The organism is Sediminibacter sp. Hel_I_10 (assembly GCF_000688335.1).
In the GTDB taxonomy this organism is placed as follows: Bacteria; Bacteroidota; Bacteroidia; order Flavobacteriales; family Flavobacteriaceae; genus Psychroserpens.
Genome location: NZ_JHZX01000001.1, coordinates 374985 through 388555 on the forward strand (window position 1 = coordinate 374985; position 13571 = coordinate 388555).

Annotated in this window: 8 protein-coding genes; 5 read left to right on the forward strand and 3 right to left on the reverse strand. The window is 35.3% G+C overall.

Annotated elements, in window-relative coordinates:
- Positions 1–22 precede the first annotated feature (22 nt).
- From P176_RS0101660 to P176_RS18825, 5 genes are all read left to right on the forward strand, one after another.
- Positions 23–1627 (forward strand): ATP-binding protein, encoded by a 1605-nt coding sequence (locus tag P176_RS0101660; protein ID WP_026753068.1) that lies wholly within the window; start codon positions 23–25, stop codon positions 1625–1627.
- Positions 1628–2352: 725 nt separating this feature from the next.
- Entirely contained in the window at positions 2353–8736 is a 6384-nt protein-coding gene (locus tag P176_RS0101665; RefSeq protein WP_026753069.1) for a PAS domain S-box protein, read from the forward strand.
- 58 nt (positions 8737–8794) lie between these two features.
- Complete coding sequence (locus P176_RS0101670) at positions 8795–9235, forward strand: response regulator (RefSeq protein ID WP_026753070.1); 441 nt, start codon at positions 8795–8797, stop codon at positions 9233–9235.
- A 1-nt stretch (position 9236) separates the two neighbouring features.
- Positions 9237–10250 carry a response regulator gene (locus P176_RS0101675; protein WP_026753071.1) on the forward strand — a complete coding sequence of 338 codons (1014 nt, stop codon included), beginning with the start codon at positions 9237–9239 and terminating at the stop codon, positions 10248–10250.
- A 9-nt stretch (positions 10251–10259) separates the two neighbouring features.
- Positions 10260–10646 (forward strand): response regulator, encoded by a 387-nt coding sequence (locus P176_RS18825; RefSeq protein WP_081820657.1) that lies wholly within the window; start codon positions 10260–10262, stop codon positions 10644–10646.
- Between the two features lie 157 nt (positions 10647–10803).
- Here P176_RS18825 and cysM read toward each other — a convergent pair whose 3' ends face one another.
- The 3 genes from cysM to P176_RS0101695 form a co-directional block, all read right to left on the reverse strand.
- A complete protein-coding gene (gene cysM, locus P176_RS0101685) occupies positions 10804–11682 on the reverse strand; it encodes a cysteine synthase CysM (protein ID WP_026753072.1) in 879 nt (292 codons plus the stop codon).
- A complete protein-coding gene (gene epsC / locus P176_RS0101690; protein WP_026753073.1) occupies positions 11675–12475 on the reverse strand; it encodes a serine O-acetyltransferase EpsC in 801 nt (266 codons plus the stop codon). Before epsC ends, cysM begins: the two co-directional genes overlap by 8 nt.
- A 199-nt stretch (positions 12476–12674) precedes the next feature.
- Entirely contained in the window at positions 12675–13571 is an 897-nt protein-coding gene (locus P176_RS0101695) for an RsiV family protein (RefSeq protein ID WP_026753074.1), read from the reverse strand.

Below are 13571 nucleotides of genomic sequence, written 5' to 3' on the forward strand. Positions count from 1 at the left end.
TACTAAATCCAAACCAATACTTATGAACAATAAGAACTTTTCAAAGAAGTCACTGCCAGACGATTTTAAGGATTTACAAGAAGACTTTTTGTCATCCGTAGAAGACATCGATGATGTTAAGCGCAACCAACTTAAAGCAGAACTGTCTGCCGCCTTGCTTGGAATTTCCTTGGAAAATGAAGAAAAAGCAAAACGAGTAGCCCAATTGATTATTGCCAACCTCGAATTAAAGTTTCTTAATGAAGAAAAAGCCAATCGTGCTGCAGAGTTAGTTACAGCTAACATAGAATTGGTCTATCAAAATAAGGAAAAAGGGAAAAGGGCTGCTGAATTGGTAATTGCCAATAAAGAACTTGTTTTCCAAAATCAAGAAAAAGCGAGACGTACAATAGAATTAGCAATTGCAAATGCAGAACTTGTAGTTCAAAGTAAGGCAAAAGAGAAACTAGCACTAGAATTGCTCAAAGCGAAAGATCGCGCCGAAGAAAGCGATCGCCTGAAGTCTGCTTTTTTAGCCAATATGAGCCATGAAATAAGAACGCCTATGAATGGTATTTTAGGTTTTTCTGAATTACTCAAGGAACCTAAACTTTCTGGAAAAAGACAACAAGAGTACATTGATATCATAAAAAAAAGCGGCGCACGAATGCTCAACATCATTAATGATATCATTAGCATTTCAAAGATAGAAGCGGGCTTGATGGAAGCCAATATTCATAAATTGAATGTCAATAATAAAATTGAATTCATCCATCAATTTTTTCTTCCTGAAACCACTAAAAAGGGACTTCTTTTTTCAACTAAAAAACCGCTAAAAGGAGATCATGCCTTTATCAACTCTGACGCTGAAAAAATTTACGCCATACTCACCAATTTGGTTAAAAATGCCATTAAACATACTGAGACAGGCGCTATAGAATTGGGATATACATTAAAAACAGACCAGCAGATACCCGAGTTGGTGTTTTACGTTAAAGATACTGGTATCGGCATAGCAAAATCGAGACAAAAGTTAATATTTGAACGGTTTACCCAAGCTGATATTTCTAATAAAATGGCGTTTCAAGGTGCCGGTTTAGGTTTGTCTATCTCTAAAGCATATGTAGAACTGCTTGGTGGAAAAATTTGGATAGATAGTGCCAAGGGTAAAGGCACCACATTTTATTTCACGCTGCCTTACAATACCAAACTACAACAACCTGAAAGCTCTAAAATCAAAGACAATCCTGAACAGCTTGTTGAAATAATTAATAAGAAACCACTAAAGCTAAAAATATTAATTGTAGAAGATGATGATGTTTCTCGAATGCTCCTCAGGTTTGTAGTAAAGACCTATAGTTCTCAACTGTTTGAAGCAAGAACAGGAGTTGAGGCTGTGGATATTATGAGAGAGCATCCAGACGTTGACTTGGTACTTATGGACATTCAGATGCCTGTTTTAAATGGATTTGAAGCTACCCGACAAATTCGTGAATTTAATAAAGATGTTATTATTATCGCGCAAACCGCATCTGGATTATCTGAAGACAAGTCTAAGATCATAGGCGTAGGATGTAACAACTTTATGCTTAAACCAATTAACAAGAATAAATTAATGCTTACTATTCAAGAATATTTCAAATCTTAATATTGAAATTTAAGTTCTAATTAGGTTGCATGGAAACTATTAAGAGATAAATAGGAACAATTCATATTCTACGCCGTAATTGTAATATCAGAAGCAATCCCAATTCAATAATTAACGCATGCAAGACCGCCTTTGATATGGGTTTTATGATAAAACCGGTTACATTGTGATAAGAAATATAAGTAACTCGCAAAATTTTTAGATGTTAATGGTATTTGATTTATCCTTTCAACTACAGATTATTTTGATTCCTGAGACATTTTTAATAATCTGAATTTTCACGTAACTTATCTGTATACTTAAAATCTAATTACTGTACAATTAGGTTATCTACTGTAAGTAAGTCTTTTATATTTTGATTTTTTGCTCGACATACCAATACTAAGTTGTTTAGAGATGTAATTTTGCTGATTTTATTTTTTCGAGGAGATGTTCTCCATAAAGGGAAATACTTCAAAATACTTTCATACAGATCTCAATTTGCTTTTTTACTATTAAATAAATATTTACTAAATTAGATTCTCAACCAATAAGCAAACCAACTACCAACCTACGTGAATACTCCACTGTCACGTAATTGAGTAACTCAATTATGGATACGAAACATCTAACTTTTAAAAACTTACCTCATCAGCCAAGCTGTTGTCAAGATTCTTGTTGTTATAGTACCACTGTCCTTTTCCATATTTTATTAGTTAAGCTAGTCCCCAAAAATCAATTCTAACATGACCTCATCTCAACTAAACTGTTTGTATAATGATAAAAGCAAAGACTCTCTTTGGATGGTCGATCTTGACTTTAAATTGCTTTATGCCAATAAAACTTATCTGAGTATTATGCATACAATTACAGGAAAGGAGCAAAAGCTTTACGATTCTGTATTTCGTGAAGAGCTTAGTAAAGAAGAATATGAAAAATGGAGAACGAATTATAACAAGGCATTTAAAGGAGAGTATGTTGAGATAGCAGATCATTATTATGATTCAGAGTTAAAAGAAACTCAATACGGTCAAACTACTTTTGAACCTTTAACAAATGATGATAACGTGATTTTTGCTGTTGCTTGCCGATGGAAAAACGTTACAAAGATTATAAAACATAGAAATGAAGAGAATCAATTAATGGATTCTTCTTTAGATGTTTTTTGTACACTTAATGCAGATGGTGAATTTGTGTACGTAAGTAAAGCTTCTGAAAGACAATGGGGCTACACCCCTGAAGAGCTGATTGGGAAGCGATATATAGAGTTCACCTTAGAGGAAGATGTATCCAAATCAGAGAAGATAACTGCTGCTATTGAAAGTGGTCAAAACATTAAAACCTTTTATAATAGGTATAGAAAAAAAGATGGAGGGGTTGCCTATAATTTATGGTCATCAAGATGGGATGATACTACCAAATTATTTTATTCGGTAGCAAGAGATAACCAGGAACAAGTTGAGCAAGAAGAGAAATTATTACGAAGTGAACAACGTTTTAAAGCCTTAGTTCAAGGAGGCAATGACCTCTACGCTATTATCGATTTAGAAGGCCGCTATATTTATATGAGTCCTTCGAGTACGGCTATTATAGGCATTCCACCAGAAGCTTTTATCGGTAGAGATGCCTTTGAATTTATTCATCCTGATGATATTGAGCAAACCCGATCCAGTCTTAAAAAAATAGCGACCGAAGGTAAAGTGGTCATGGAGCTCTATCGAGCCAAAAATCAACATAATGAATGGCGATGGGTTGAGACCGTACTCACTAATATGTTAGATCATCCAGCGGTAAATGGCATTGTTATTAATTCTAGGGATATTACAAAAGAGGTTGAAGAAAAACATCAACTTAAGTTGCTTGAAAGTGTCATTACAAATACTCAAGAAGCCGTCTTAATTACCGAAGCAGAACCTTTTGATGAACCAGGACCTAAGATCATTTATGTTAATGATGCTTTTGTTAAAATGACAGGTTATACCGCTGAAGAAGTTATAGGTAAAACACCACGGATACTCCAGGGTCCTAATTCCAATAAAGAAGATTTAGAAAAACTGGGCCGCGCGCTTAGAAATTGGGAATCTCATGAAATAACCACCATCAACTATAAAAAGAACGGAGAAGAGTTTTGGATCAACTTTGAAGTATCACCTATTGCTAATGAAACTGGAAGATATACGCATTGGATTGCGATTGAGCGCGATGTAACCGAGCAAAAGAATAGAGAATTAGAAAAAGATCTCATCAGTAACATAAATTCCATTTTTAACCAAGATATTGACAACGACCTGTCTATCTGTTTAACCGATCTTTTACGAGAACTTACAGCGTTTGGCGATTTTGAATTTTCAGAAATATGGCTCACCGCTATTGATGAAAAGCGCATCAATCGTGTTGCTAATTATGCGGAAAATGAAGCTGGACATGCATTTCATAAAGCAACAAAGTCGATTAACTCTTTAGAATTAGGAGAAGGATTACCTGGTTATGTTTGGAAAACCAAAACCATCGAGATCTGGGAAGAATTTGACGGTAATTGGATCTCTAAAAGAAAGAATGCAGCAATAAACGTTGGTCTCCAATGTATGATGGGCATACCTTTGATACATAAAGAGGCCGTTTTGGGCGTATTACTTATAGCAACACCTAAAACGAAATCCTTTATCAATAAATATAAATCGATTTTTAAAAGAATAGAATTAACCATTAGTGCTGAACTAAATCGTAAAAAAGTAGAAATTGAATTAGCCCAAATTTTTGACTTTACTCCAGATATGATCTGTGTGGCAGGTTTTGACGGATTTATCAAACGTATAAATCACGCTGGATTAGAAATGCTTGGTTATTCTTTAGACGAAATACGTTCTAAACCAATTGTGTCCTTTATGCACCAAGATGATAGAGTAATCACTAACAAAAAACAAAAAAAACTCTATAAAGGCAAGAAACTTCAAAGCTTTGAGAATCGATACATTACAAAAACAGGACATACAATATGGTTGAGTTGGACAGCAACCTCTGCTCCGGAATATGGTATTGTATATGCCGCTGCTAAGAACATCACTGAAGAAAAGAAGCTTCGAGAATTGAATCGTCAAGTTGGAAAACTTGCCAAAATTGGAAGTTGGGAAGTAGATGTAGTGAATCAAACTGTCTTTTGGTCAGACGAGGTTCATCAAATCTACGGAACAGACCCCCGCTCATTTGTGCCGAACATTGATGCCGCTATTAACTTTTACAGAGAAGATTATCGGGAACTAGCAGGATCAAGCTTTGAGAAATGTATTCTAAACCAAGAACCATATACTATTGAAGCCGTTATCGTCAACTCTAATAATAAAGAATTGTGGGTACGTACCACTGCGAAAGCAGAGTTCATCAATGGTGTGTGCACACGAGTTTATGGAAGTTTTCAAGATATTAGCGCTATTAAGGAAACAGAAAATAGATTGCTATCGCTTTCAGAAAACTTACCGGGCGTGGTCTACCAATATCTTATAAATCCTAATGGAACAGACGAGCTTAGATATGTTTCAAAAGGAGCGGAAAGAACATCGGGCTTTACGGCCAATGAGTGGACCAATAACATAAACCTTTTATTCAATCAAATTGAAGCGGGTGGTAATATGGAAGAGTTTAAGTCCAGTATTCGCAAATCCATCGAAACAAAATCAAAGTGGACATGTCGGTATAAATATGTTTTACCAACTGGAGAAGTTCGTACCCATATGGGATTTGGAATGCCCAACTTTTTAGCAGATGGTACAGTCTTATTTAATAATATCGCTTTAGATATTACACAAGAAGCGAAAAACGAAGAGTTATTAGAACTCGCTACAAAGGTCTCGAGAATAGGGAGTTGGGAACTCAACTTAATCAATCAAGAAGGCGATGAGATGTATTGGTCTCCCATGTTATTTGAGATACTTGAGCTAGACCATAACTTTAAACCAACTTTAAAAGCTGGTATAGAATTTCATACTGATGATAGTCAGGATATTATAAAAAAAGCACTTCATCGTTTAATTGAAGAAGGCATTGAATTTGATGAAGAAATTTTGGTAATTACTGCCAAAGGAAATAAACGATGGAATAGAGCCATTGGTAAATGTGAAATAGTCAATCATAAGGTGACCAGAATTTATGGTAGCTATCAGGATATTCATGAACAAAAAGTAGCCGCTCTAGCATTAGAGAAAAGTTTGAAGGCGCTAAAAGATTACACATTTGCTTTAGATCAGTCGGCCATCATCGCTACTACGGATCATAAAGGAGTGATTACGTCTGTAAATGACAACTTTTGTAAAATTTCACAGTACAATGAAAAGGAACTTATTGGAAAAACGCACAGACTTATTAATTCTAACCATCACCCTAAAGGATATTTTAAAAATTTATGGGAAACTATAAGTTCCGGTAAAGTGTGGCGAGGAGAATTAAAAAACAAAGCGAAAGATGGCTCCTATTATTGGGTAGATACTACTATTGTGCCCTTCTTAGATGAAAGCAATCAACCCTTTCAATATTTAGCCATTCGTTTTGATATCACTGAGCGAAAAAGAGTAGAAGAAAGTTTAATTACCACATCAGAACAATTACGTTTGGCAACAACATCTGCAAAATTGGGAATATGGGATTGGGATGTAGTAAACGATAATTTGACTTGGGATGATAGGATGTATACCTTATATGGCGTTAAAGAGGAAGATTTTGAAGGGACAATAAGTGCTTGGACAAATGGTATTCATTCTGATGATGTTGAAAGAGCAACTAAAGATTTATATGATGCTGTTACTGGGGTAAGAGATTTTAAATCAGTTTTCAGGGTAGTTTGGCCAGATGAATCAGTTCACTATATAGAAGGAACTGCAATTGTTTCAAGAGATATAAAGGGAAATGCTTTAAGAATGATAGGGAGTAATATAGATATTACAGATCTGAAGATAGCAGAACAAGAAATTTTAGAAGCCAAAGAAAAAATAGAAGTTAGTGAAGCGAAATTTAAATCGTATACAGAACAATCACCAATAGCCATTTATACCACAGATATCAAAGGTGACTGTATTTACGCTAATGAAACATGGCTCAAAATGGCAGGCATGCAGTTAAAAGATGCCTTAGGAAAGGGATGGGTTAAGGCCTTACATCCAGAGGATTTGGAATATGTTCAAAAAAATTGGTACAAATCGGTTAAGTCAAATGGCAAATGGAGCTATGAATACCGATTTACAGATGAAAAACAGAATATTACTTGGGTTAACGGTACCGCAAAAGAATTATTTAATGAAAATGATGAGCTTATTGGTTATTTGGGCTCCAACGTTGATATTACCGAACGTAAAAAAGCAGAACAAGAGAAAAACAATCTTCAAGTCACTATAGAAAACAGCTTAAATGAAATCTATATTTTCGATGCCAAAACATTTCTATTTACTTATGTCAATAAAGGTGCTTATCGTAACCTGGGGTATTCTGAGGATGAAATGAAGACCTTGACCCCAATAGATATTAAACCCGATTATACGCCAAACACTTTTAATCATCTTGTAGCACCTTTAATACGTAAAGAAAAAGAGAAGATTTTATTTTTTACAAATCATCTACGAAAAGATGGAAGCATGTATCCCGTAGAAGTGCATTTACAACTATTCGATGAAAGGGAAAACAAGAGGTTTTTGGCAATTATATTGGATATTACAGAACGTAAAAAAGCTGAAGAAAAAATTCTTCTTGCTAATGAGCGGTTTGAGAAAGTCACCGAAGCCACAAATGATGCTATTTGGGACTGGGATATTGAGAACGACACCTTTTATCGCTCTGAAGCGATTGAACATTTTTTTGGTAGAAACACCTTAAAATCATTTTCAAAATTAGATTTCTGGAAAGACCGTTTTCATCCAGAAGACAAGGAGACTATCATTAATAGTGTAGATGCTGCGTTAGCAGATCCCAAGTGTGAACGATGGGAACAAGAATACCGAATAGTTAACCCGGAGGGAGACATTATTTACGTTATAGACCAAGGCATCATTGTAAGAGACATCAACGGTAAAGCTATTCGTATGGTAGGCGCCATGACCGATATGTCTAAACAGAAAAAATCTGACCAAGACAATAAGTTTAAAGCCAATTTATTAAGCACAATCGGTCAGGCTGCGATTGCAACAGATTTAGATGGCACTGTTAATTATTGGAATCATGCTGCTGAATCTATTTACGGCTGGACCGCTGAAGAAGCGATTGGAAAGAATATTATAAATTTAACCCCAACCCAGACCAATGAAGAAGAAGCCAAGCAAATTATGGCTGCACTTAAGAATGGACAAAACTGGTCTGGAGAATTTCAAGTACAGAAAAAAGATGGTACTAATTTCCACGCAGCTATTACCAACTCTCCCATTTATGATGAAGAGAATAACTTATCGGGAATCATTGGTATTTCTTCAGATATTACACAAGAAGTCAAAAATAAAGAATTGCTAAAAAAATATAACCTGGAGCTTAAACGCTCTAACGAAGATCTCGAGCAATTTGCTTTTGTGACCTCTCATGATCTTCAAGAGCCATTAAGGATGATTTCTAGCTTTATGGATCTTTTAAGCAGAAAGTATGGGGATCAACTTGATGACAAGGCCCACCAATATATTTATTTTGCTACAGATGGCGCGAAACGCATGAAACAAATTATTCTCGACTTATTAGAATATTCAAGGGCAGGCGATCCCAAAGATAGAAAAGAGCTCATTGATTTGAATGATGTGATCTCAGACTTTGAGCATTTAAGAAGAAAGCTCATTTTAGAAAAGTCGGCGGTAATTAAAAGTATTGATTTACCAAGCATCTTCAATTATAAGGCTGCTATCACTCAAGTATGCCATTGCCTTTTAGACAATGCGCTTAAATATTCGAAAGAGGGTATGACTCCTGTAGTAGAGTTTAGTGCTATAGAAAACGAAAAAGAGTGGCTCTTTTCTATTAAAGATAATGGTATTGGTATAGAAGCGCAGTTCTTTGATAAAATCTTTGTAATTTTTCAAAGACTCCATAACCATGATACCTATGAAGGCACAGGTATAGGTCTTTCTATTGCTAAAAGACACGTTGAGCTTTTAGGGGGAAAATCTGGTTAGAATCTACCCCTGGAGAAGGCACAACATTTCATTTTACAATCCCTAAACTTTAAATCTTATGAAACAGCAAAAAAGAACACTCGCTCACATTTTATTTGTAGAAGATAATGAAGGTGATATCATTCTTACTAAAGAGGCTTTTGAAGAATGTAAGATAAAAATAGAACTCAGTGTTGCAAAAAACGGGAAAGAAGCTCTTGATTATTTATATAAGAGAGGTGACTATACCAATGCCACGAAACCAGACCTTATCCTTTTAGATATCAACATTCCTATCTATAATGGGCACGAAGTTTTAAAACGAATAAAAACAGACCCTGATCTAAAAAAAATACCTGTGGTTATGCTCACCACCTCGTCTAACGAAAAGGACATCAAGCATGCTTATGATAATCACTGCAACAGTTATGTGGAAAAACCACTTAACATGAATGAGTTTATAACTGCCGTTCTCAAAATTGAAGAGTTTTGGCTGCAATTAACCACATTATCAGAATAATATGACAGATCAAATTCAAGACCTTTTAAAAGATTTAACGGTTCTCGTGATTGAAGATAATCCCGGAGATTTTATTTTGATTGAAGACTATTTGCTTGAAAAATTTAAAAGCATCGAAATTGTCCATTTTTCAAATTTCGAAAATTCAATTCATTACCTTCAAAATTCCAAACATAAAGTGTCCTGTATTTTAATGGATCTACATTTACCGGGATTAGAAGGTATTAAGCTCATTAATGAAATTTTATCTTATAATTTTCATGTGCCTATCATTATACTCACGGGATATGCAGATATAGACCTCGCCAAAAAAAGTCTTCAAATAGGGGTGTATGATTATCTAATTAAAGATGAAATAAACCCAATCATACTTCATAAAACTATTATATACGCGCTCAACAGAAGCCAATTTGTTTATCAAATTGAAGATGAAAAGCACAACTATGAGAATCTGTTTAACTTTAGTCCGCAACCCACCTGGCTTTTAGATGCAACGACCTTAGAAATACGTAATGCAAACAAAGCCGCTCAGAAAAAATACGGCTATTCTTATGAAGATTTTCGAGAAATGTCTTTTACAGCATTGCATCCCGAAAGTGAAGAAACCATCATAAGAGATAAACTAACTAGTCAAGATTATAATCTTAAAAAAAACCATTTTACACACATCTTAAAAAATGGAGAGACTATTAAAGTGAAGATCTATTACAGAAAAATTAAAAGTATTGCGACTACTGATCTTATTGTACAATCTAGCGATATTTCAGAAACATTGAAGCATATTAACACTATTGAAGTTCAGAATAAGAAATTAAAAGAAATTGCTTGGACGCAGTCTCACGTTGTTCGTGCACCTTTAGCAAGAATATTAGGAATTATTAATCTCATTGAGATGGAGAACGAAGGCTCAGAGAATCTAGAGTTTTACTTAAAGCAATTGAGGGTTTCAAGCAATGAAATGGATGATATTGTCAAAAACATCATTAATGAAACCAATCATATCGATCAAAAATAAGTGCCCTCTATGAAAAAACAACTAGTCATAATAGATGACGATTATATTTACAGATTGATCACTTCAAAAATGATACATCACGTAGACAACTCTTTAGAGATTCATCAATGTGAAAATGCAGTTGAAGGCTTGGATAAGTTAACCTCTTTTGAAAATTCAGTTCAACCTATTACCGTTCTACTGGACATCAATATGCCTTTTATGAATGGCTGGAGTTTTTTAAAAAAACTAGAGGAATTCACTCCTGAAATTCTAAACAACATCAACATCTATATGGTCTCCTCTTCAACTGATGAAAGTGATATTTCAAAAAGCAAAAGCTATAAATTTCTCAAAGGGTTTATTTCCAAGCCTCTAACCAAGGAAAACATTAAATCCATTCTCGGTAAAAACTAATCTATCTTAGGTTAGCCTTGCTTAACTGGTAATAAGACAACCAATACCACTTCTTTAAAATCTATTTTAAGATGTCCCTTTTTTAAAGGTTTTTACTGAAATTTTAGCGGCAGGTCTCATTGAGCTGTCAACCATATATTTAGACGTTCCCTCTGCCCTATTCAAAAAGGTCTGAAGACAGATAACGATCCCCTCGATCACAGATTATACTTACGATGACACCACTTTTTAACTCACTTGCCAGCTGTAATGCTGCTGTTGTGGCTCCTCCACTGCTCATACCCGAAAAAATACCTTCTTCTCTAGCTAAACGTCTTGCCATTGCAACAGATTGCTCTGTACTTACCTCAATAATTCGATCTACTTTTTTTGCATCAAATATTTCTGGCAAATAGGCTTTTGGCCATTTGCGTATTCCTGGAATACTTGAACCATCTGTGGGTTGCACCCCAACAATTTGAACGTTCTCATTTTGCTCTTTTAAATAGGTAGACGTCCCCATAATGGTGCCCGTAGTTCCCATTGACGATACAAAATGAGTGACTTGACCTTCGGTATCTCTCCAAATTTCTGGACCAGTGGTTTTATAATGCGCTTTCCAATTGTCTTCATTAGAAAATTGATTGAAAGAAAAGTAGTTTTCCTTTTCAACCTTTTCAGTAGCATAATCTCGAGCCCCCTCAATACCATCGGGATGTAAAGTGACTTTAGCACCATAGGCCTTCATGGTTTGCACGCGCTCTTTAGTGGCACTTGCCGGCATGACCAATTCTATATCTAATTTAAATATACCAGCAATCATGGCTAGCGCAATACCCGTATTACCACTGGTGGCCTCTATCAACTTTGAATTATGATCTATTTTACCAGCATCAAGTGCGGTCTTAATCATATTATAAGCAGCTCTATCTTTGACGCTCCCACCTGGATTATCTCCCTCGAGTTTAAAATACAAGGTCACATTGGGATTGGTATTTAAAACCATCGATTTCACAAGTGGTGTGTTTCCTATTTGATCAACTAATGTCTTACTCATCCTCTTTACGTGATTTTGATATGATTTCTACTTTTGAACTGTTTACTACAATCGAATTTTTGGCCACAGACTCGGTCAGCCAAGTATTCCCGCCGATAATACTGTTTTCTCCCACAACGGTATCTCCACCTAAAATAGAGGCATTGGCATAAATAACCACATCCTTTTCAATGGTAGGGTGCCTTTTGGTGTTCTGAAGCTGTTTTTTAACCTTGAGCGCACCTAAGGTAACGCCTTGATAGATTTTTACATTATCATGAATGTCTGCCGTTTCCCCAATGACAATCCCAGTACCGTGATCAATAAAAAAGGAATTGCCTATAGTGGCTCCAGGATGAATATCGATACCCGTAAGTTGGTGGGCATATTCCGTCATCAATCTTGGAATGAGCGGCAAGCCTAATTTAAAAAACTCCTTGGCCATTCTATAAATGGCAATAGCAAAGAAACCAGGATATGCCAAATAGACCTCTTCTATAGACTGTGCCGCCGGATCATTATTATGAATGGCCATAGCGTCTTTTTTTAGACTACAGAACAACTCCGGAATGATTTCAGTAAAGTCATCCCATGTTTTACAGGGTTTGCCCTTTTTTTCAGGACAGGCCAGATTTCTAATCACAAGAAATAAATCTTCCAGTTCTCTAAGCGCCTGTGCTGCATCTGTACCTTGATCAAACAAAGCGTTGAACAGCAATTGGGTAAACCGTTGAGATTCCTGTTTTAACTTGACAGAAACCTTTATTTCCCTTTTTTGATCACTTATCGCGGCCAACAATGTCGATGAATTCATAACTCCTTTTTTCAAAGAGACGGATTTTTCTAATAAAACTTAAAAAAAGAGGACTAAAAATATATTAATTTTTAGTCCTTCTTTAAAACTTCTGTCGATCATCCTAATTTTTCAATAGAGGCAATTGATTTATGCCAAACATTTTAATCATAATGAAAGCGTCTTGAGCAATCACGTTTCCGTAGAAAAAAAAGCATTTCTATTGAAATACCAACCCATTAGAAGCATACTTCTTTAAAACAGGCAATAGCTCTACCAATGGCAATTCTATAGAATAGGTACCTGTGTAGGATGGGCACATCACGCAATCATCAAAATAGAACTCTAAGTATGTATCATTTAATACAAAGTTATTTTTACTACTGAAAAAATCGGTTGAAGACAACTCCCAACACTCGTAATACAGCTCGCCCTTATGAATCTGTTGCTGTATTTTTTTGTTGATAATTTCCAACAATTCATCTTCAGATCCTTGAACAAAGAAATCTTCATAAGTCATGAAAGCGCCTTCGTTTAAATCGAAATTGAAACAATCAAAAGAAAAGCTAGGATGCATGGCGCCAGAGTAAAAATTCTCCTTGTAAAAGAGCACACTCACCAGTTGATCACTAACAATGTAGATTTTATAATCTATATAGCGCTCCTCTCTAAAATTCTCTGCAGCAATGCTATCACATAAGAGCTTGCTTTGCATAATTTCAGATGCTACTTGGGTGACATTTGCGTAGTAGTTGGTGATGAAATCATTAAAGTTTTTATTGGAGTTCTTGAAATTCTCATTTAAAACCGGATAATTAAAATTGATCTTGTAGTCCTTTTTATCTACAACATAGCGCTCATCTGAAATCAACCCCTTAAAGGCTTCCCTTTCATCTTCTTTTTTAATTAAATTACTTTGCTTGAGCTCTATGGTAATAGACTTATCTAAAAAGTCCTTATCTGTATATTCTGCGCTTAGCGTATCTATTGGAAATGGGTATTCCTTTTCGGGAGTGTCATTTTGATCTAAAACCTCTTGATGCTTTTCGTTTTTACAATTGAAAAACAGAAGGAGTACAAGAACTAGAGATGTATATTTCAAAGATGGTTTTCTCAT

Coding starts and splice junctions, on each gene's coding strand:
- P176_RS0101660 (WP_026753068.1), top strand. CDS start 23: ATGAACAATAAGAACTTTTCAAAGAAGTCACTGCCAGACGATTTTAAG.
- P176_RS0101665 (WP_026753069.1), top strand. CDS start 2,353: ATGACCTCATCTCAACTAAACTGTTTGTATAATGATAAAAGCAAAGAC.
- P176_RS0101670 (WP_026753070.1), top strand. CDS start 8,795: ATGAAACAGCAAAAAAGAACACTCGCTCACATTTTATTTGTAGAAGAT.
- P176_RS0101675 (WP_026753071.1), top strand. CDS start 9,237: ATGACAGATCAAATTCAAGACCTTTTAAAAGATTTAACGGTTCTCGTG.
- P176_RS18825 (WP_081820657.1), top strand. CDS start 10,260: ATGAAAAAACAACTAGTCATAATAGATGACGATTATATTTACAGATTG.
- cysM (WP_026753072.1), bottom strand. CDS start 11,682: ATGAGTAAGACATTAGTTGATCAAATAGGAAACACACCACTTGTGAAA.
- epsC (WP_026753073.1), bottom strand. CDS start 12,475: ATGAATTCATCGACATTGTTGGCCGCGATAAGTGATCAAAAAAGGGAA.
- P176_RS0101695 (WP_026753074.1), bottom strand. CDS start 13,571: ATGAGAAAACCATCTTTGAAATATACATCTCTAGTTCTTGTACTCCTT.